Here is a 22,334-nt window from a genome sequence, read left to right as displayed (position 1 = left end):
TTATCATTCAAAAAACATGAAAAACACAATACTCACATTCTTTTTTGCATTTGTTACTATAGTAATTCAAGCGCAAAACTCTTCAAACACAATTACTACTGCCGCCCCTTTTTTGTTAATTAGCACTGATGCTAGAGCTGGTGGAATGGCAGATATAGGTGCCGCAACTTCTGCTGATGCATTTTCGGTTTTTCACAACCCTGCAAAAACTGCCTTTAGCGAAAATCAAATTAATATTGGTTTAAATTATACCCCTTGGCTACGCAATTTAACCAACGATATTTTTATTGGTGGTGCCTCTTACATTAACCGATTTAAAGAAAACCAAGCATGGGCTGTAGATTTTAAATATTTTTCTTTAGGAGAAGTAGAATTAACTGATGCTTTAGGGGGGAGCGAAGGAACCGAAAACCCAAGTGAATTTGCTCTTACAGGAGTGTACTCGTTAAAATTAAGCGAAACTTTTTCTATGGGAATTGGTCTAAAATACATTTATTCTAATTTAGATATTTCTGATAATTTAAACGCAGCAAACTCTTTCGCTGTTGATATATCTGGGTATTACCAATCACCTAAAGAAAGTTATGGTGATTTTGACGGCAGATATCGAATAGGATTTAATATTGCTAACATAGGTCCAAAAATTTCTTATACTCCTGGTGTCGAAAATTTTATCCCTACAAACTTAAAGCTTGGAGGTGGTTTTGATTTTATTTTAGATAATTTTAATACCTTAGGTGTAAATTTAGAATTTACTAAATTATTAGTTCCGTCTGACCCAAACTCTACCGACGGTTGGTTTGAAGGCATTTTTACTTCTTTTGGCGATAGTAGTTTTAGTCAAGAACTAAAAGAAATTACATGGGCATTAGGTGCTGAATACAAATACAACAAAGCTTTTTCTATTCGAACAGGATATTTTAACGAAAGTAAAGACTATGGAAATCGTCAGTTTTTTACATTAGGTGCAGGTTTTGAAGCTCGGGCATTTTCTTTAGATTTATCGTATTTAATTAATGCTTCAGATATTAACAACCCACTAGAAAATACCTTACGTTTCTCATTAGCCTTCGATTTAGGACAAATTTATGATGATTTTTAATAATCAGATAAAACCCAAGTTTCACAGAAACTAAACTTAGTTTATTAGTTAATATCTTAAAAAATGAAGTCAGACATTACCACTCGAGAAGATGTAAAATTTATTATTATTAAGTTTTACGATAAATTATTAGATGATGTACTTATGTTTCCTTTTTTTGAGGATATTGTAGAAAACAGCGCCCTTGAAAATCATTTCGAAATAATTACGGATTTTTGGTGTGATATACTATTTCACACCAATACATACAAAAATAACACAATGCAAAAGCACATAGATAAAGGTGCTTTTATTAGCTTTAAAAAAGAGCATTTTGCAATTTGGCTAAAATACCTTAACAACACTATAGATACTTTTTTTGAAGGCGCCAATGCCAGAAACATGAAAATTAGAGCACAATCTATTGCAACGGTAATGCAATTAAAAATGAATGTTTACAATCAATAATCTAACTTTTTTAAATAGTCTAATTTTAGTTGCCATAAGTCTAAGCTTTCTTTAAACCTATTAATATCTGCATGCACATTTTTAACTAACGGATTTTCTTTTGAAGCATTTGAAATAAAACTCAAATTATTTTCTAATTGTTGTATTTCTCGCACAGCCTCATCAATTTTTTTACGAATAAATTGTTGCTCGTTATCTAATTTTCTATAATCCTCTTCAGCTGCGTAAGCATCTATTATATTTTTAAACTTTATCATTGCTATTTCTTCTTTTCCAAGATTTAGCTCTTCTAACTTTACCTCAACTTCTTTGTTAAATTTACCGTCTATGTGGCGTGAATTTCGAGGTAATTTACCTAATTCTTTCCACTGAGCTATTGTTTCTTCTATTTGTTCTAGTGTAGCTTTACCTTCTGATGCTTTAAATTTCTCTAAAAATTCTTTCTTAGCATTTACAACTTCTTGTTGTTCTTGATTTAACTCGTCTTTACGAGCATGTAATCTATCAAAATAAAAATTACAAGCCTCTTTAAATCGTTTCCATATATCATCAGAAAATTTACGCGGAACGTTCCCTATCCTTTTCCAATCAGCCTGAATACGCTTCATTACATTAGTAGTTTCTTCCCAGTTTTCATTATCTTTTAAACTTTCTGCCAATTCTACTAACTCCATCTTTTTCTTTAAATTATCATTTTTTTGATTTTTTTCGTTTCTATAAAAGTTATTTTTTGCTGAATTAAATTTATTCGTAGCCGATTTAAACTCTTGCCAAACAGCTTCACTTTTGTGATGAGGTAATTTACCTGCATTAAAATATTTTTTGCGTAAATTTTCTATCTCATTAATACTTTTTTGCCAATCACTATGGGTTTTATTACTTGTATAATTATAGTTTTTAATTTCTTCAACCACCGCTAATTTAGCATCAATAATTTCTTGATGTTTAGAACGTAGTGACCGAAAATAATCGTGACGACTATCATGAATTTTTTTGGTTATTTCACTAAATTTATTCCAAATATCTTCACGATATTCTTTATCAACAGGCCCTATATCTTCTTTCCAAACACGATGTAATTCTTGTAATTGTTTAAAAGCCACATTAACATCTTCTTCATTTACCAAGTCTTCTGCTTGTTTAATGAGCTTTAATTTTTCTTCTAAGTTATGTTTAAAATCAAGTTCTCTAAAATCTTTACTTAAATGCAACAAATCATAAAATCGCTCTACATGATGATGATACGTTTTCCAAGTATCGTTATATTTAGTTCTAGGCACAGCGCCAATAGCTCTCCAACGAGTTTGTAATGCTTTAAAATCATTATACATAGTTTTGGTATCAGCCTTTTCTATTAAATCTTTTAACTCATTAATAACTCGATTTCTTTTTTCTAAATTTTCTTTTAGTTGTTTTTCTAATTGCGAGTAATACGTTTCTCTATTAACTTTATATTGCCCAAGAAGTTTATTATACGTTGTTTTTATAGGGCTTGAAAATTGAAAATCGATTGAATCTCCACCTTCTGCTAAAAAAGCTTCTTTTTTTGCCGCCAACAATTTTCCAAACTTACTATTAAAAGCGTTTTTAATAGCATCTACATTTGCTTTAAGCTGTTGAACAGGGTGTTTTTGCAGTAATTTTTGTAACTCATCAACTAAGGCTTCTAACTCCATAGATTTATAATCTAACATGGGTATTTCATGCCTTTCATCTGATTTTTCAGCATCTTCAGCCATTTTGTTTTCTACCTCTTCAACCGCTTGATCATTTTTATTTGATTCTGCATTATTTTGAGCTAACTCACCTTCTACTTTATCGATATTTTCTTCGGTATTATCTAACATGTCTACAATGTTTAAAGTTCCTAGATATTTGGTCTATAAAGATACTAATTATAACAAAACCACAAAAGCCTAATTTTAGCCTTATCAAGGCTATTGATTTTTAGTTATTTGTTTTTAAATACCTTAACTTAATTAAGAAACAGAATTCCATATTTTCCAAGCTTTTTCAGCTTGTAATTCTAGCATTTCTAATCCATTTTTTATCGTTGCTCCTTGCAGTTTTCCTTTTTTTAAAAAAAGGGTTTCTGCTGGATTATAAATTAAGTCGTATAAAAAGTGTTGTGGTGTTAAAAACTGATACGGAATCGTAGGACATTGATTTGTATTAGGATGAGTGCCTAAAGGTGTACAGTTTATTATTAAGGTGTATTTTATTAGGGTTTTTTGCGATAAATCGTTATACGAAATTGTATGTTTTTTACCGGGTGTTCTTGAAACAAACTTATACTTTATCCCTATTTTTTTTAACGCATAAGCCACTGCTTTAGAGGCACCTCCTGTACCTAAAATTAATGCATGTGTATGTTGAGGCTCTAGTAAGGGTTTTAACGAATTTTCAAACCCATACACATCGGTATTATATCCTTTTAATTTACCTTTTTTAGTAATTTTAATAGTATTTACTGCTCCTATTTTTAATGCTTTTTTATCTATTTTATCTAAATACTTAAAAATAGCCAGTTTGTACGGAATAGTAACATTCATTCCTTTTAACTGGTTTTTATGAGCAGCTATTACCTCAGGCAATTCAGTAATTTCTTGAATGTCAAAATTTATATACTCGTAATTATGTAAGGATAAATTTTTAAATTTTTTTGAAAAATATTCTCTAGAAAAAGAATATGAAATATTTTTTCCTATAAGCGCAAAAAGGTGTTTATCTTTTTCTTTTTCTTCCATAATAATCTATAATTAATATCAATACAACTCCTAAAACAATAAAAAATACACCTAACCAGGTTTGGTGGCTAGATAAATCTGGTATATAACGTTGGTAATTTTCAATTACTTTATTACCATTTATATCTAATAAAAACGATCCGTTTTCTTGCTTAAATACCGTGGTTTTCCAAGGCCAAACAATACCTAACGAACCTGTAATAAAACCAATAATTAAAGCCGTTACTGTATGTTTCCACCGTTTTAAAACATAAGCTAATATGTGAGAAATGGTTACCAATCCAAAAGCCGAACCCGCGGTAAATACACCTATTATTTTTAAATAATGAATTGTTTTTGCATCGTTTAAAACCGCTACATTTCCACTAAATAAACTGGTAATTACATTAAATAGAACATTAACGCTATCAACCAATAAAAGAACGTAGTTACCTAATAAAATTAGTATAAACGACCCCGACAGCCCTGGTAATATCATTCCAGAAACACCAATAATTCCACAAAAAAAGACAAACCAAAGATTGTCATTTTCTTTTGCTGGTGACATAAAACTAATACTTACTCCTACAATAATTCCTACAAGTAGAGCTAATATGGTTTTAACATTCCAATCGTCAAAATCTTTAGCTATATAATAAATAGAACCTAATATCATTCCAAAAAACCATGCCCAAACATAAAATTCATAGTTTTTTAAAAAATAATCTAAAATTAGAGAAACACTAAAGTAACTGCATAAGCTACCAAACATTATCAATACTAAAAAATCGCCATTTAAGTATTGGTAAAAACTCTTAAACCTACCATTTATAAGCAACTTAAATGCTTTTGTATTTATTTTTTGAAAAGAATAAACAAGCTCTTCATAAAACCCCATAACAAAAGCAACCATACCACCAGAAACCCCTGGTATTTTATTGGCTCCTCCCATTACCAATCCTTCTAAAAACAGATTGATTTTTTGCGATAAGGTTCTTTCTTTTTGCATTTAGTTTGGTTAGCTACAATTACAAAATTACATATTTTCTATTTTTTTTCTACAGCTAATTTTTCTAATACGAGTATTAAACAAAAGCCTAGTATTGCTAATAAAATAGAAAAGAAGAGTTGATTATCTCCTTGAAATGAAAACGGAGAAATACTTTGTTGTTTTAATGGAACTTTTATTCCGTGCGAATTAATACGCCAAGTGAGTGTTTCTTTCCAAGGCCAAATTTTATTTAAAGAGCCTACAACAAATCCTGTTAAAAAAACTAAAGTGTAATTTTTATAATGAGCAAATAGCCATTTTAAAATTCTTGAAAACGATAGTAAACCTACAATTGCACCTAAACCTACTACCGCTACAGTACCCAAATCTCTATTGTTTACCGCTGTTAAAATAGGTTTATACGCCCCTAACAGCACTAAAATAAAAGCTCCTGATATACCGGGTAAAATCATGGCACAAATTGCTATTGCACCCGCAAAAAACAAAAATACTGACGACGAGTTTTCTGAAACTAACGGATTTAACGTAGTTATAAAATACGCAACAGCAGCACTAATAATTAATAAAAAAACACCTAAAGTGTCCCATTTCGTAACTTGCTTAGCAATATACAGAATACTAGCTAAAACTAATCCGAAAAAAAAGGACCATAATAAAACAGGTTTGTTTTCTAATATCCATTTTATCAATTTTGCCAATGATAAAATACTGATGAAAATACCCGTTAAAAGTGCTAGTAAAAAATTACCATTTAATTGTTTCCAAGCAGCGGCAAACCCCTCGTTTTTTAACGTTTTAAGTAACTTTAAATTAATATTACTTATACTATTTAAAAGTTCTTCGTAAACCCCTGAAATAAAAGCAATTGTACCACCAGAAACACCCGGAACTACATCAGCAGCACCCATTGACATTCCTTTTAAAACAATAACGATATAATCTTTTAACGTACGCTCCATAACTTTTAACTTTGTAAAAGGCGAAGATACATAAAAAACCAAGTTTTTAGCTAGGTTTGTTTGCTATAAAATAAGCTCTAAAACCTATTATTAGGTAATTAATTTTAACTTATTTAATAATAAGCAACCAACCTTTACCTTTTTTTATAGGAATAGCTTCATTAACTTTAAATTGTTGTGCTGGTTGAAAGTTTTTAACTTCAGGAGCTATTATGGTAGCTTTTTTTGAATCAATTCCTAATTTTTTCCAGTCAATATCGAGTTGTATTGTTACATCATCGTTAGCCCAACTTGCAATAGAAACCAATACCGCCTTCTTTTTTTTATAAACCGTTGCTAAAACATTTTTATTACTCGTTTTTACAGGGCAACGGTTACTCCAATAACCAATCATTTCAGAACCTATGATACCAAAATCGTTCCATACCTTCCAAATTGGTCTAGGGTCAGCATTATGACTCCATGGCATTCTATTGGTCATCCCATAAATCATCCCTCGCCATGGATTTCCACCATCTTGTAACATTTCTCCCATTAACCCAAAAGGAATACCGCTTATTTCTGTCAAAAAGAAATCTGGTTGATTGTTTTCGTAATCAAAATATTCACCAAACCAAAGTTTATTTAAATAAGGAAAATGCTCCATATACAAATTGGCACTGTTATTAAACCCGTCTCTTTTATTAAATTGGTTAGCCGAATGTAAATCTAAAATACCGGGATGCCCATCTTTAGTAAGTACTCTTTTGATGCGTTTCATGGTTACTCTATCAAAAGCAACATCGTCAAGATACACCCCATCAATACCAACATTTTGAGTTAACCAATTCATGCCTTCAACATAATAATTATGCCAACGATTCATACCACTGTTTACAATAGCCGCATCTTTAATTTTAGGCACAAACCAAGCCGCAATATAATCATCGCCTATATGCTCTTGCAACCAACTAAAACCACCTCCTTTACCTAGAGAATAAATCTCGTGCCCTAGGCTACGCATCGCAAAAGTTTCATAGGCTTTATTAGAGAGTTCTCTAATTGTATTATAAATTTTTACTTTTAACCCTTTATTATGAGCTTCATCAATATAATCTTTCATTTTTTTAAACTCAATAAACGGATAATTGATGTATGGATTTATAGGTGTAGCATGATGAATATTAACAATCTTAGCCCCCGTTTTAACAATAGTATCAATATTTTCGTATTTATGGTAAAACTTACTATTCCATTGAAAATCGGTATCTATAGCATGAAAAGGGGTTATTAACAAATTAAAATTATAATAAAGCGCTTCCCCTTTTTTCATGGTACGACTTCCACTATAAGCATTTACTAAAACCGCGTTCTGTTTTTGAAAAATATCAATTCCTCCTTTGTTTTGATTACCCCACGAAGTAGGCAATAATAAGGGTTTATTTAAATAAAAATTTGTATTTAATGGGCGACTGTATTTTTCATCTCTTAACGAAAATTGTAGTCCTGCATTTACATTTCCTATCCATGCACCATCTTGATTTTTATGAGCAACATCCCATTTCCAACGAAAATCTTCAGGGCAAAAACCTCCTTTTTGACCAAGCCCCATTAGGTATTTTGAAGCAGAGGGTTGCATTGGTAAATGAAACTTAATATCGTTAAAAGAAACATCGTTAAGAGCTTTCACCTTTACCGTATAAGATAAAAATCCGTCAAATTCTAACGTTGCCTTTACGTTCATTTCGATATCTTTAGATTTACTTGTACTTTGCCAAGTAACGGTTCCTGCTTCTTTTTTCAAAAATTTTAAGCCTGTTGTTTTCCAATCTTTAATTTCTTTTCCAGTATCATCTAAAAAATAAAAATTACAAGGTTGCGCTAACAAATTATTTGGCTGTGTACCTATAGAGGTCATTTCTGGAGTAAAAAAAGTTTGTATCTGCTCAGGAAATCCATCTTGTTTTAAAATAAGTTTTCTTCCTAATAAAGAAATAACAGAATCAGCAACCACAAGAGGTGTATATGGTGCAATTACCGTATTTTTTTGTGCCATGGTTGAATTTAACCATTTTAAACGAGTCATTTTTTCAGGATGATCAATGCCTCCATTTGTAGTTACCTCATTAGTTACTTTAATTTGAAGTGCAATGTTTTTGGTCACCCCGTTTGAACTAACTTTAACCGTTCCGCTGTATACACCCTGAACCGTTTTTTGAGGCACATCAATGCCGCACCACATCGCTTGTACTTCTCTTTTTGCAACATCTACTTGTTTTGAAAAAACAGTGCCGTCATACTTTACACCATCTGTATTAAGGCAAGACATTGTTTTTTTCGAAATAATATTACCTTGATTATTTTTTAAATCTGAAAATTGAATTTTAACATCCTTTAAATCTTGTAAAGCATAAACCCCCAACTGAAAAGCTAAATATTCTCCTCTTAAAGCAGTATCTGAAAACGATGTTTGCACACCTTTAAGTATCCATCGCTGTGGTAAATCATATTTCATTCGAATAGAATGCAACCTATCTTCTGGAAACACCAAAAAAGGAGTGTTACCATTTTTTGCTATAAGATTTTTGGTTTCTGCTGCTGTAGCAATAACTTCCATAGGGTAAAAGCTATTAAAAGCATTAACACTTTGAATTTCACTTACAATACAATTATCTTTTATTTTGCTTTTTGTTTTTTTTAGCCATTTTTTATTAGCTGTATTTTCGGATTTTACGTAGTTTCCTTTTGGATAATTGGCAGAACCCTCATCTATATAAGGCATATAATAAACGTAATAGGTGCCTTTACCAGAAATAGGTTCAAACAAAAGAATCCCTTTTTCTCTAGTAATTTCTATAGTTTTTACATTTGAAATGATTTTACCCGTTTGAGCATCTTGAACAATTATTTTTTTCTGCTCAGGATGCTGGTCTCTTCTGCGCCATTCAATAATTGCTTTAGCAATATTACCTTTTCCTGAATACTGAATAACAGCACGATGATTTCCAAATTCATCAGGGTTCCAACTATTATTACCATTAGTATAAGTTATTTGTTGTGCTACCAAAGGCTTAACAAATAAACAAACTGATATAATTATAAGACTATTTAAAACAAGTCTTAATTTTGCTTTTTTAAACATCATTTTATTTTTTAATTTTTTTAGTACCATTCTCTAAAACGAATAGCGGCTTAATAAGCAAAAGAACTTAAAATATTCTAAACCATAAGTCTTGCTTACATAAAAACTCATTAACCATTTTAATAACAGAACATCTGAAACAAAAATGGAGAGCAAATTACTAAAAATAGACATTGATAAAAAAACCTTGTAAACAAAAGAATACAAGGTTTTCATAATTTTACTTTGTCGGGATGAGAGGTAGACCACCCACCTCCCCCATAAAGAATTATATATCAATTATTTATAAATTTTAAAAACAAACTGTTATCCTGTTTGTTGACGAGATTATAAATGAACTTAAAATAAATTACTTTACTGACTGGTTTTATAAAAATAAAGATTATTTAGTATCAAAACAATATATAATGTCTCAAATTTTACTAAAACACAATTTACATTAAAGAATAACGAAATTTAACTCTATTCTATCTTATTTACTGGCCGTTTATCATTTCGTGAAATAATTAAAATATTACTTTGCATTAAATTCCAATAAGTTACCTTATCACCCCCTCTATTCGCATCTACCAGCAATCATTTTCTATTTGCTTTTTTAACTTCACTTCGAGATAGTCTATACCAATTGCTTATTTTTAGTCATATTCCAAATTTGGGGCTACTTATTTTAATGTCCTTATTAAGACCACATGCTAAGCTGCAAACAATCTAAAACCAAATTTCTAAAGATATTAGTCCACAAAAAAACTAAACACTTTCACTTCTGGCTTGTTTAAAAAAGGAAAACTGTGCTCGAACCAGTTACTTTTGGATTATGAGTTTGAAAAAACCCAAAACTTCACTCCATTTACGCCTTATTTTAATTATATCACATACCCAATTGTGTATTCAAATTATCAAATTAAGTTTATGGTAATATTTATTTAGTTGTAATTCAACCTCTAAGATTTTAACAACTGATCCAAATCTTATAATGCAGTTAAAACCTTTCCTTTTCAAGATATTATTTTAACCCTTCAATATCTAGATAATCTATTTTAACAGTATAAGCACAATATTCAATCCAAGAACAAAAAAAGCTCATTATATTCATTAAAAACCTGCATGAACCTTAGTGGTTCCCTTTATTATATAAGGATTGGTCTTTTCTGAAGTAAAGTTCCATTTAATAGTGTCCTGAACCGTCTTACCATCCTTTTCTACCACTGCCTTAATAGTATTCTCTCCTTTTTTGAGCTTTACGTTTTCAAAAATATAGTGCACATCGGTCGTGCCCTTTTTAGGTCTTGGCAACTTTTGGTCATTTAGATAAACCTGAGGTTCTCCCAGATTTGAATAAACCGTAATACTTGTTATCTGTTTTTCGCGTTCCACCATTCTCCTCTCGGTTATGTAAAGAACCGGTTCATCACTCCAGTTGGCTTTATACCAATAAAATGCATCCTTCTTTAAGGTTCTATCAAATGTTACCAGTCCCTTTTGGTTACGGGCCTCAATCCCTCCGTTATTCCATTTTGGCACGCAAAAATCGAACATATTCCATACATAAGAGCTTAGTATATTCGGGGTGTTCTTTATGATTCCCCATTGTATTTCATGTGTTTTCGTTTGATAGGTCTCAGGGTAAAAAGCTTTCGTATAGTCCCAGGTATCACCAATAAACTCAGTTTGATGGTCTGGATTTCCCCCAGCCCCATATTCAGAAAGCATCAATCTATATCCTGGATAGTTTTCTTCCATTCCTTTAGCCCATTTACCTAAATCTCCCATTTTACCTTCATACCAACCAAAATAGCGGTTTATCCCTTGTATATCGGCATTTAAATTTACAGGATGGTTCATTTGTCCATAACCATTGACCGATACCGTATATCTTCTCGGATCCTCACTCTTGGCAATATCGTGCATCTCCTTAGTTAACTGGATCGTATAATCGTGTGGTTTATAGACTTCGTTATGCAACCCCCACACAAAGATGGATGGATGGTTATAATTTTGGCGAATCAATTCCCTCAACTGTGATTTTGCGTTGGGCCCCTCTTTGCCACTCACCCTATTCACAAAGGGAACTTCTGCCCATACCAAAAGTCCCAGGCTATCACATTTGGAATAAAAATAATCAGACTGTTGGTAATGTGCTAGACGAATGGTGGTTGCCCCTATTTCCATTATCAATTTCAAATCGATGTCGTGGTTTTTCTTCTTAAGGGCATTCCCTACCCCCCACCAGTCCTCATGTCGGCACACACCGTACATAGGGTATTTTTTTCCATTTAGGAAGACACCTTTGTTGGCAATTACTTCCACTTTTCTAACTCCTAACGGCTGGATAATCTGATCCAATAATTTTCCCTCATCCTTGATTGCGGTCACCACTTTGTACAAATAGGGATCTTTTCTTCCCTGCCATAAATGCGGCCTTTCGAGTACCAAGGTGTTCAAAAAAAATTGCATTCCCTGTGGAGACAACTCAACCACACTATTTTTTTTAGCTACCAATTTCCCTTCTTGGTTATAAATACTGTTCTCTAATTCTATCGGTTTGGTTTTGTCAAACTTATTGGTCAACTTGACCTTTATCGATATATTAGCTCGTTTGTTGCTTTCTAATTCTTGCGAAATATAAACACCTGAAGAAGCATAATCGGTAACGTCAATATTGATCTTTCCTGTAGTTATCAACCAAACGGGACGGTGAATCCCCCCATATATCCCAAATAAATTATGGTTGACTGGAATGACATCGTTGCGTTCCGTATTATTGACCTTTAGTATAACCTCATTTTCTTCCCCATATTTAACAACATGTGTAATCTCGAAAACGAAGGCCGAATAGCCTCCTTTATGATTTCCAATAAAGGTTCCATTTATATACAAGTCGGCAACTTGACCAACTGCCTCAAACTTTAAAAACAGACGCTTGGCCCTTAACTTTTCATCTACCACAAATCGTTTCTTATAATAGGCATCCCCTTGATAAAATTTGCCATAGTTGAATTGCATGTCCCTAGCGTTCCAAGTATGAGGAATGGCAACCTCTTTCCATTCGTCCTCCCAGGAATTCACAAATGCAATTTCACTTGATGGGAAAGGCCCTTTTTTGAACTTCCATCCATCATTGAACGCCTCCACATGCCTTCCATTTTGTGAAAACAACGAAAATACAATTCCGAAATGCATCAATATGATAAACAATAAATTCTTAAATTTCATTTTCTATAATGTGTTTATTTATAATTTCAGTATTCCAATTAATAAAAACAATTATAACACAAAAATTTAATGAAATATTAAATTTTTGTGTTGGCTAAATAATAATTAGATTTTAGCTTTTTGATAATTTTCACTATCAGTTTTACTAATGGAATCGTTAATAACAATGACAAAAGGTGTATCAGAATCCATGTCTTTTGGCAAATGAATGTAATATTCATTATTACGGATTTTCTCTATTGTAAGCTCTTGTTTTTGCGTATCATTAAAATATGCATTGCTTAATGACACCCTATTCGGGGTTCTAACTTTTAGCATCCTAGAAACAGGCAAATTAAACACAACCATGTATTTTTCATTTGTTTTTCGGCTTGTTGTATAATAACCCCAATCCTGTTTTTCCCAGTTCAAGTAACCGCAATTGTAAATAGCTTGATTATTCACCCGCATCCATTTTCCAATTTCGGAGGCTATCTTGGTTTCCTCGGGACGTATCACCCCCATGGAATTAGGTCCAAAATTCAAAACAAAATTTCCATCTAGCGACACTGATTTCACCATCATTTCAATTAATTCGTTGACCGTTTTTATATGTCCTCGCCAATCTGAATGATAGCCCCATTGGTTTTCAGGTATAGTCATGACACAGTCCCAATCGTTACCATGAACATCCTCAATGCTTTTAGGCAATTTACGTTCCCAGCCTTGTTCGTAATCGCCCATCATATTCCCATTGGCATCAAAATGTCGATTACCCAAGTCGTCCGGTCTAAATCGACTCCCAATAATCAAACCGGGAACAAGGGTTCGTAATTCTGTACCCAAGCTATCCACAAAAGCAGCTTGCTCTTTCCAAGCATCATCCCAAGTACCATCAAACCATAGTCCTTTTGTTGATGGGTATCTTTTTAAAAGTTCAACTAATTGATTTTTGGTGAATTGTTTAAACTTTTCGTAAGCTTTTCTGTCTTGATCATTTTTTAAACTACTTCTATAACCTTTATGTTTCCAATCAATAATTGAAAAATACAAATACACATCAATCCCTACTTGGTTGTAAGCGTTTACCAATGCTTCAATAACATCTTTTTTGTATGGGGTGTTGGCAATTGAATAATTGGTATATTTACTGGGCCACATACAGAAACCGTCATGGTGCTTTGTGGTAATTATAACATATTTGACCCCCATGTTTTGGGCTTTTTTGGCCCAAGTCATTGCATCAAAATTTTTGGGATTGAACTTTTTATAAAGAGTATCATAGGCTTTATTGGGCACTTCTTTCCATGACCTTATCCATTCTGCCGCACCAAGATAATATTTCCCATTCCAATACCCTCCTGGAATGGAATAAACACCCCAATGTATAAATTGCCCTAAACCATAATTTCTCCATGTTTCCATTGCCTTATCGGTTCGTTTACCAAGTCTATGGGCTCCATACTTTAAGGATATGTTGGTTCGCTTTTCAATTACATGGTTTTCTTGGGCCATTACTGTAGGAATCCTATGAAGCAATATGCCACAAACTAGAATTATTATTATTTTTTTCATTTATAATTATTTAAGGAATTTTCACATTCATTTTCTTTATTATAGTATTTAAACAAATCTAATTTTAGGACTTACTGCTTAAACAACAAAATTAACTAAAATATTATGTTCCCAAGTTTTATTTCATTTGTTAATAATCTCTTTAATTAGTTTCCCAACCAGAGTTTTGTTCTAAATTTGGATTTAACACTAAATCTTCTATTGGAATGGGAAACAAGTATTCTCTATCTTCAAATTTATGTCCATTAGGTATTTCGAAGCAGAGGGTTGCATTGGTAAATGAAACTTAATATCGTTAAAAGAAACATCGTTAAGAGCCTTCACCTTTACCGTATAAGATAAAAAACCGTCAAATTCTAATGTTGCCTTTACGTTCATTTCTATATCTCTAGATTTACTTGTGCTTTGCCAAGTAACGGTTACTGCTTCTTTTTTCAAAAATTTTAAGCCTGTTGTTTTCCAATCTTTAATTTCTTTTCCAGTATCATCTAAAAAATAAAAATTACAAGGTTGCACTAACAAATTATTTGGCTGTGTACCTATAGAGGTCATTTCTGGAGTAAAAAAAGTTTGTATCTACGCAAGAAACCCATCTTGTTTTAAAATAAGTTTTCTTCCTAATAAAGAAATAACAGAATCGGCAACCACAAGAGGTGTATATGGTGCAATTACCGTATTTTTTTTGCCATAAAGACATATAATAAACGTAATAGGTGCCTTTACCAGAAATAGGCTCAAACAAAAGAATACCTTTTTCTCTAGTAATTTCTATAGTTTTTACATTTGAAATAATTTTACTCGTTTGAGCATCTTGAACAATTATTTTTTTCTGCTCAGGATGTTGGTCTCTTCTACGCCATTCAATAATTGCTTTAGCAATATTACCTTTTACTGAATACTAAGTAACAACACGATGATTTCCAAACTCATCAGGGTTCCAACTATTATTACCATTAGTATAAGTTATTTGTTGTGCCACCAAAGGCTTAACAAATAAACAAACTGATAAAATTATAAGACTATTTAAAATAAGTCTTAATTTTGTTTTTTTAGTAACATTCTCTAAAACGAATAGCGACCTAATAAGCAAAAGAACTTAAAATATTCTAAACCATAAGTCTTGCTTACATAAAAACTCATTAACCGCTTTAATAACAGAACATTTGAAACAAAAATGGAGAGCAAATTACTAAAAATAGACATTGATAAAAAAAACCTTGTAAACAAAAGAATACAAGGTTTTCATAATTTTACTTTGTCGGGATGAGAGGATTCGAACCTCCGATCTCTGGTCCCCCAGACCAGCACTTTAACCGGACTAAGCTACATCCCGAAAAGGATTGCAAAAGTAAAAAAGTTCAGCTAATTGCTGAACTTTTTTGAGGTATTTTTATTTTTTGAGCTTTTTACACTATGGCAAATTACTAAATTTTAGCTCCTTTTACTGTTTCTATAATACGACCTGCTACTTTATATGGGTCTGCATTTGATGCTGGTCTACGATCTTCTAACCATCCTTTCCATCCTTTTTCTACCGTTATAATAGGTATACGAATAGAAGCTCCACGGTCAGAAACACCATAACTAAAGTCAGACACGTGAGCTGTTTCGTGCAACCCTGTTAAACGCTCATCGTTATGAGCTCCATATACATCTATATGCTCTTCGGTTACAGGTCTAAATGCTTCACAAATTTTTTCATAAATCTCTTTAGAACCACAAGTTCGTAAAGTAGTATTCGAAAAGTTTGCATGCATTCCTGAACCATTCCAATCTCCTTTTACAGGTTTTGGGTGATATTCAATATAATAACCATATTTTTCAGAAAGTCTATCTAATAAATAACGAGCTACCCAAATTTCATCACCTGCTTTTTTAGCTCCTTTTGCAAATAATTGAAACTCCCATTGCCCTGGAGCAACTTCTTGATTAATTCCTTCAAAATTTAACCCCGCTTCAATACATAAATCGGCATGTTCTTCAACAAAATCTCTTCCCCAAGTATATCTACCACCAACCGAACAGTAATATTTTCCTTGCGGACCAGGAAAACCACCTCTTGGAAAACCTAAAGGTAAGTCTGTTTTAGTATCCATTAAAAAATACTCTTGCTCAAAACCAAACCAAAAATCATTATTATCATCATCAATAGTTGCTCTTGCATTAGATGGATGTGGTGTTCCGTCAGGATTTAAAACTTCAGCCATTACTAAATACCCATTTTTTCTTACTGGATCTGGATAAATAGCTACTGGTTTTAATAAACAATCCGATGAACCTCCCTCTGCTTGTTCTGTTGAACTACCATCAAAAGACCAAATAGGACAGTCTTCTAATTTTCCACTAAAATCATCTTCAACTTTAGTTTTACTTCTCATGTTTTGAGTGGGCTCGTGACCATCTAACCAAATGTATTCTAATTTAGACTTACTCATAATTTGTGTTTTGATTTTTGTTACTAATTTATTTACCATGCAAAAATGAATATTTTTTTGTTTAAGTCAAAATTTTAAGGGGCTTATTTACTAATATGCATATAAAAATTATTTTACCCCTATTTTTTAAGGGGTATTATTTACAATTCTATAAAATTTTATTATTTTTGACCTAACAATTTATTTAAATACAAAGTATGACTACTATCCGATTTAAAGCTTTACAGGAAACCTTACATCGATCTCCTGTAATTATAAAAGAAAATAAGCGTCGCTCTAAGTTATTTGCCGAAAATGTATTTAACAAACAAGCCATGATGCAACACATGACTAAAGAAGCATACCAAAGCGTTATTGACGCTATTGAATTTGGAGCAAAAATCGACAGAAAAGTCGCTAATCAAATAGCCACAAGCATGAAAGACTGGGCTTTATCTAAGGGCGCCACCCACTACACTCACTGGTTTCAACCCTTAACGGGCACTACTGCCGAAAAACACGATGCTTTTTTCGAAACCATAGAAAATGGCTTAGCTATGGAAAAATTTGATGGCAAACAACTCGTACAACAAGAACCCGATGCTTCTAGCTTTCCTAACGGAGGTATTCGAAACACATTTGAAGCACGAGGATATACCGCTTGGGACCCCACATCACCCGCATTTGTTTATGGCACCACACTGTGTATTCCAACAGTATTTGTGTCTTATACAGGCGAAGCTTTAGACAATAAAGCTCCTCTACTACGTGCTCTACAAGCTGTAGATAATGCCGCAACTGCGGTTTGCAAATACTTTGATAAAAACGTAAGTAAAGTAAATGCTACCTTAGGCTGGGAGCAAGAATATTTTTTAGTCGATAGTGCTTTAGCAGCTTCGCGACCTGATATTTTAATGACTGGAAGAACCTTATTAGGACATACTTCTGCAAAAGGACAACAGTTAGACGATCACTATTTTGGCTCAATACCCACCCGAGTAGTTAATTTTATGCGCGATTTAGAACACGAATGTATGCTATTGGGTATTCCCGTAAAAACACGACATAACGAAGTAGCTCCCAATCAGTTTGAACTTGCACCTATTTTTGAAGAAGCCAACTTAGCCGTTGACCACAACTCTTTATTAATGGATGTAATGAAAAAAGTATCGCAACGCCATCAATTTAAAGTATTATTTCACGAAAAACCTTTTGCTGGCATTAACGGTTCGGGCAAACACAACAACTGGAGTTTAGCAACCGATACAGGCGTTAATTTATTACGCCCTGGAAAAACTCCTATGAAAAATTTACAATTTTTAACTTTTTTCGTAAACACCATAAAAGCTGTTTACGATTACGAAGAGCTCATAAGAGCATCAATAGCTAGTGCGAGCAACGACCATCGCCTAGGCGCAAACGAAGCCCCACCCGCTATTATTTCTGTATTTATAGGCACACAATTATCATCGGTTTTAGACGAACTTGAAAACGTTACTAAAGGAAAATTATCACCTCAAGAAAAAACCGATTTAAAATTAAATATTGTAGGTAAAATTCCTGAAATTTTATTAGACAACACTGACAGAAATAGAACTTCTCCTTTTGCCTTTACAGGTAATAAATTTGAATTAAGAGCCGTAGGCTCTTCAGCAAACTGCGCAGGCCCTATGACTGTTTTAAACACTATTATAGCAAAACAATTAAAAGAGTTTAAAATTGAAGTTGACGCCCTTATTGAAACTAAAAACTTAAAAAAAGATGAAGCTGTTTTTAATGTATTAAGAGAATATATTAAAGCTTCTAAAAAAATTCGTTTTGAAGGAGACGGTTATGGCGAAGCTTGGGAAAAAGAAGCAAAAAAACGAGGCTTAAGCAACCATAAAACAACACCCGAAGCCTTAAAAGCTAAAATTTCTAAAAAAGCTATTGCATTGTTCGAAGAAATGCAAGTAATGAACAAGATAGAAGTAGAAGCACGACACGAAATTGAATTAGAAGAATACACCATGCGTATTCAAATAGAAAGTAGAGTTTTAGGCGACATTGCCAGAAATCACGTAATACCCACAGCAATACAATACCAAAACACGCTGATAGAAAATGTAAAAGGATTAAAAGAAATTTTTGAAAAAGATTTCAAAAAATACGCAAAAGAACAAATCGATTTAATTCAAAAAATATCAAATCATATCGCAGAAATAAACTCAAAAATAGAACAAATGATAGCTGAACGCAAAAGTGCAAACAAACTTGAAGAACCCAAAAAAGCAGAAGCATATTGCAACAAGGTAAAACCTTTTTTCGAACAAATACGGTACCATTGCGACAAATTAGAACTAATGGTAGACGATAATTTATGGACATTAACCAAGTACAGAGAATTATTATTTACTCGATAAAAAAAATCTAGTTTGCAAATAAAGACATATTAATTTCAAAAAAAGTAAATTTGCAAACTAGAACTAAATTACAACAATGAGCCAAGAAGTTTCTAAACGATATGCACAAAGAGGTGTTTCTGCCTCTAAAGAAGACGTACATAATGCTATTAAAAATATAGACAAAGGTTTGTTTCCAAAAGCATTTTGCAAAATAGTGCCCGATTATTTAACCAACGATAATGACTACTGTTTAGTTATGCATGCCGACGGCGCAGGAACAAAGTCGTCTTTAGCCTATATGTATTGGAAAGAAACAGGCGACATTTCTGTTTGGAAAGGCATTGCTCAAGACGCCTTAATAATGAATATAGATGACTTGTTATGTGTAGGAGCTACCGACAACATTATGCTTTCTTCTACTATCGGGCGAAATAAAAATATTATTCCTGGCGAAGTTATTTCTGCAATTATTAATGGCACAGAAGAACTAATTAACGAATTAAAAGAATTTGGAGTAACAATTCATTCAACAGGTGGCGAAACCGCTGATGTTGGCGATTTGGTTAGAACAATTATTGTAGACTCTACAGTTACAGCACGTATAAAACGAAAAAATGTAATTGATAACGCCAACATAAAAGCTGGCGATGTTATTGTAGGTTTAGCTTCGTTTGGACAAGCAACCTACGAAACCGAATATAATGGAGGCATGGGAAGTAATGGTTTAACCTCTGCTCGCCACGACGTGTTTAACAAATACCTAGCAAAAAAATATCCTGAAAGTTTTGACACTGCTGTTCCTGAAGAATTGGTATATGCTGGAAATATAAAACTAACCGACCCTATAAAAAACACTCCTGTTGACGCTGGTAAATTAGTGTTATCACCAACTAGAACATACGCACCTATTATTAAAAAAGTGTTATCTAAATTTTCTTCAGACAGCATCCACGGAATTATTCATTGCTCTGGTGGCGCACAAACAAAAATTCTCCACTTTATTGACAAATTACATGTTGTAAAAGACAATATGTTTAACATACCTCCGTTATTTAAACTAATTCAAGAACAATCTAAAACTAGTTGGAGCGAAATGTACCAAGTCTTTAACTGCGGGCATAGAATGGAATTATATGTTTCACCAGAAATAGCTGAAGATATAATAGCCATTTCTAAGTCGTTTAATGTAGAGGCAAAAATTATTGGTCGCGTAGAAGCTTCAAAAACAAAAAAACTTACAATTTCTAGCGAATATGGCATATTTGAGTACTAAAAATAAACAAAAAACCTGTTTAATAATTATTTTTAGTTTACTAACAAGCTATTTTTCAATACTACACGCACAATCTTCGTCTGTATTTTTTAAAAAATTACAAAAAACAGACTCATTAAGATGGATAAATACCAACAAAGCCAATATCGACATTAGTGAAGTTTCATTTATAAACTGGAGCTCAGGAGGTAGTAACTCAATTGCAGGACGGCTAGGACTAAATAGCGAAATAATATACCGAAACAAAAACAAAGATTTAGTCTGGATTTCTAATCTACGTGTTCGTTACGGAGTTAACAAACAAGAAAAACAAGACATACGAAAAACAGACGATGTATTAGAGATTAATTCAAATTTAGGCTACCGAACAAAACCCTTATCTAATTGGTTTTATTCAGCAAAATTAAGCTTTAAAACCCAATTTACTAACGGGTACAAATACGCTAAAGTTAACCAAATCATTTCAAAACTTATGGCTCCAGGTTATTTGTTTTTTGGTACTGGAGTAGAATTTGGAGAAAACATCGAAAAATTTTCACTATACCTATCTCCACTAACATTAAAAACAACCTTTGTATTAGATAACGATTTAGCTAACAAAGGAGCTTTTGGGGTTACTCCTGCCGTAAAAGACGAAGAAGGAAACATTATAAAAAATGGAGAACATGCTAATGTTGAATTTGGCGTTTTATTAACCAATAGTTACGAAGCCGATGTTTTTGAAAATGTAAAAATGAAGCATTTATTAAGGTTATACACCGACTACCTAAACAGTTTTGGAAATATTGATGTCGATTGGCAAGTTAACTTCAAATTTAAAGTAAACGATTATATTCGAGCAACTTTAGAATCAAACCTAGTTTACGACAACGATATTAACTCTCAGAAATTAATCGACGAAAAAGAAAAAATATACGAAACAAGAGGTCCAAAAGCGCAATGGAAACAACTTCTTGGCATTGGAGTTACATTTGGTTTTTAAAAAACTTAAAACATCCTAAAATTACTATTTTTGCTTTCTAATTTTTATTAAAATGATACGAAAAACGCGTGCGCAAATTAATAAGTGCATTATTCATAAAGTAGCCAATAAATACAATAGTGGTAACAATACATTATCAGAAAACTTAGTGCGTTTTGATGAAGAAAGTTACGAACTACTACTTCCCTTTTTATTAAAACCATTTACCTCGGTTACACAAAGTTATCGATTTACTCATCATGCTAATATTGAGTTAAATGAAATTAATAAATATACTTTCGATATTTTTAAAAACGAAGATACGTTTATCGAACAATCAAAAAATATAGTAAATCACTTATACGAGCAGTCAAATTCAGCACAAATAAAAACAGGCGATGTATTGGTTGTTCTTTTTGAAGATATTGAATACAAAGACATTTTAACAAATGCCATAGGTGTTTACAAGATAGAAAATAAAGTCGATTTTTTTCAAACCTACTTAGATGACGATAGCTTTGATGTGGTAGTTCAAAAAGGAATTTCTACAAAAAAATTAGACAAAGGTTGTTTAATTTTAAATACATCAGACACCGAAGGAACAATTGTTTTATCAGTAGACAACAACAACTACGATGCTCAATATTGGATTAAAAACTTTTTACATGTAAAGTATGCAGATGATAGAAACCTGCACACTCAAAATTATTTAACGCTTTGCAATGAATTTTCAGAAGAAGTTTTAAAACCTGAATTTGGAAAACAACAACAAAGTAGTTTTTTAGCTAACACAATCGATTATTTTAAAGAACACGAAAGTGTTGACTACCATGATTTTAAAGACGAAATTTTCGAAGACGACACCCGCAAAAATTTGTTTGAAGACTATAAAAAACATTTCGAAAATTTAAACGACGTATTAATTCGAAATAATTTTGAGGTAGCCGATGCAGTATTAAAAAAAGAAAAATCGAAATTTAAAACCGAAATTAAACTCGATACTCACATACAAATTAAAATAGATGTAGATGCCCCTGACGCAGCCTCTGAACACCTAGAAAAAGGGTACGACGAAACCAAAAAAATGAAATATTATAAAGTTTATTTTAACGAAGAAAAATAATTTTTTAATTACCAATCTAAATATATACATCTAAACCTCTATATT

Annotated in this window: 17 protein-coding genes and 1 tRNA gene; 6 read left to right on the top strand and 12 right to left on the bottom strand. The window is 32.3% G+C overall.

What is annotated here, in order from left to right; all coding sequences use genetic code 11:
• The first annotated feature begins 16 nt into the window (after positions 1–16).
• Positions 17–1,102 carry a type IX secretion system outer membrane channel protein PorV gene (porV, locus tag AB2B44_RS07250; protein WP_369048906.1) on the top strand — a complete coding sequence of 362 codons (1,086 nt, stop codon included), beginning with the start codon at positions 17–19 and terminating at the stop codon, positions 1,100–1,102.
• A 63-nt stretch (positions 1,103–1,165) separates the two neighbouring features.
• Positions 1,166–1,549: a group III truncated hemoglobin gene (locus AB2B44_RS07245; RefSeq protein ID WP_369048905.1), complete on the top strand. Its 384-nt coding sequence runs from the start codon at positions 1,166–1,168 to the stop codon at positions 1,547–1,549.
• Here AB2B44_RS07245 and AB2B44_RS07240 read toward each other — a convergent pair.
• The 12 genes from AB2B44_RS07240 to AB2B44_RS07185 form a co-directional block, all read right to left on the bottom strand.
• On the bottom strand, positions 1,543–3,396 hold the full coding sequence (locus AB2B44_RS07240) for a DUF349 domain-containing protein (protein ID WP_369048904.1): 1,854 nt from the start codon (positions 3,394–3,396) through the stop codon (positions 1,543–1,545). The genes AB2B44_RS07245 and AB2B44_RS07240 overlap by 7 nt on opposite strands.
• 132 nt (positions 3,397–3,528) lie before the next feature.
• On the bottom strand, positions 3,529–4,296 hold the full coding sequence (locus tag AB2B44_RS07235; RefSeq protein WP_369048903.1) for a shikimate dehydrogenase: 768 nt from the start codon (positions 4,294–4,296) through the stop codon (positions 3,529–3,531).
• Positions 4,274–5,284 (bottom strand): DUF368 domain-containing protein, encoded by a 1,011-nt coding sequence (locus tag AB2B44_RS07230; RefSeq protein WP_369048902.1) that lies wholly within the window; start codon positions 5,282–5,284, stop codon positions 4,274–4,276. The genes AB2B44_RS07235 and AB2B44_RS07230 overlap by 23 nt, the downstream gene beginning before the upstream one ends.
• Before the next feature lie 38 nt (positions 5,285–5,322).
• Complete coding sequence (locus AB2B44_RS07225) at positions 5,323–6,246, bottom strand: DUF368 domain-containing protein (protein ID WP_369048901.1); 924 nt, start codon at positions 6,244–6,246, stop codon at positions 5,323–5,325.
• Positions 6,247–6,355: 109 nt separating this feature from the next.
• Complete coding sequence (locus AB2B44_RS07220) at positions 6,356–9,370, bottom strand: glycoside hydrolase domain-containing protein (protein ID WP_369048900.1); 3,015 nt, start codon at positions 9,368–9,370, stop codon at positions 6,356–6,358.
• Positions 9,371–10,459: 1,089 nt separating this feature from the next.
• Complete coding sequence (locus AB2B44_RS07215) at positions 10,460–12,580, bottom strand: glycoside hydrolase family 2 TIM barrel-domain containing protein (protein WP_369048899.1); 2,121 nt, start codon at positions 12,578–12,580, stop codon at positions 10,460–10,462.
• 105 nt (positions 12,581–12,685) lie between these two features.
• A complete protein-coding gene (locus AB2B44_RS07210; protein ID WP_369048898.1) occupies positions 12,686–14,098 on the bottom strand; it encodes an alpha-L-fucosidase in 1,413 nt (470 codons plus the stop codon).
• Positions 14,099–14,276: 178 nt separating this feature from the next.
• Positions 14,277–14,351: a hypothetical protein gene (locus AB2B44_RS07205; protein WP_369048990.1), complete on the bottom strand. Its 75-nt coding sequence runs from the start codon at positions 14,349–14,351 to the stop codon at positions 14,277–14,279.
• A complete protein-coding gene (locus AB2B44_RS07200; protein WP_369048897.1) occupies positions 14,333–14,686 on the bottom strand; it encodes a glycoside hydrolase domain-containing protein in 354 nt (117 codons plus the stop codon). Before AB2B44_RS07200 ends, AB2B44_RS07205 begins: the two co-directional genes overlap by 19 nt.
• The gene (locus tag AB2B44_RS07195) at positions 14,658–14,999 is read right to left on the bottom strand and encodes a glycoside hydrolase domain-containing protein (protein WP_369048989.1); all 342 of its coding nucleotides are present in this window, start codon (positions 14,997–14,999) and stop codon (positions 14,658–14,660) included. The genes AB2B44_RS07200 and AB2B44_RS07195 overlap by 29 nt, the downstream gene beginning before the upstream one ends.
• A gap of 393 nt (positions 15,000–15,392) precedes the next feature.
• Positions 15,393–15,467 (bottom strand) — tRNA-Pro (locus AB2B44_RS07190).
• A 91-nt stretch (positions 15,468–15,558) separates the two neighbouring features.
• Complete coding sequence (locus AB2B44_RS07185; protein WP_369048896.1) at positions 15,559–16,569, bottom strand: glutamine synthetase beta-grasp domain-containing protein; 1,011 nt, start codon at positions 16,567–16,569, stop codon at positions 15,559–15,561.
• A gap of 197 nt (positions 16,570–16,766) precedes the next feature.
• On the opposite strand from AB2B44_RS07185, the gene AB2B44_RS07180 reads away from it, so the two are divergent.
• The 4 genes from AB2B44_RS07180 to AB2B44_RS07165 all read left to right on the top strand — a co-directional run bounded on the left by AB2B44_RS07180 (position 16,767) and on the right by AB2B44_RS07165 (position 22,289).
• Positions 16,767–18,950, top strand: coding sequence for a glutamine synthetase III (locus AB2B44_RS07180; protein WP_369048895.1), 2,184 nt, complete (start codon positions 16,767–16,769; stop codon positions 18,948–18,950).
• Between the two features lie 76 nt (positions 18,951–19,026).
• Positions 19,027–20,205 carry an AIR synthase related protein gene (locus AB2B44_RS07175; RefSeq protein WP_369048894.1) on the top strand — a complete coding sequence of 393 codons (1,179 nt, stop codon included), beginning with the start codon at positions 19,027–19,029 and terminating at the stop codon, positions 20,203–20,205.
• Positions 20,186–21,187, top strand: a complete 1,002-nt coding sequence (locus AB2B44_RS07170) for a DUF3078 domain-containing protein (protein WP_369048893.1) — start codon at positions 20,186–20,188, stop codon at positions 21,185–21,187. Before AB2B44_RS07175 ends, AB2B44_RS07170 begins: the two co-directional genes overlap by 20 nt.
• Positions 21,188–21,239: 52 nt before the next feature.
• Entirely contained in the window at positions 21,240–22,289 is a 1,050-nt protein-coding gene (locus tag AB2B44_RS07165; protein ID WP_369048892.1) for a nucleoid-associated protein, read from the top strand.
• Positions 22,290–22,334 lie beyond the last annotated feature (45 nt).

The sequence above is a fragment of the Tenacibaculum sp. UWU-22 genome (genome assembly GCF_041021355.1).
Classification (GTDB): domain Bacteria; phylum Bacteroidota; class Bacteroidia; order Flavobacteriales; family Flavobacteriaceae; genus Polaribacter.
The sequence above is the reverse complement of the archived record's forward strand: the minus strand, read 5'-3'. Positions and strand labels throughout refer to the sequence as shown.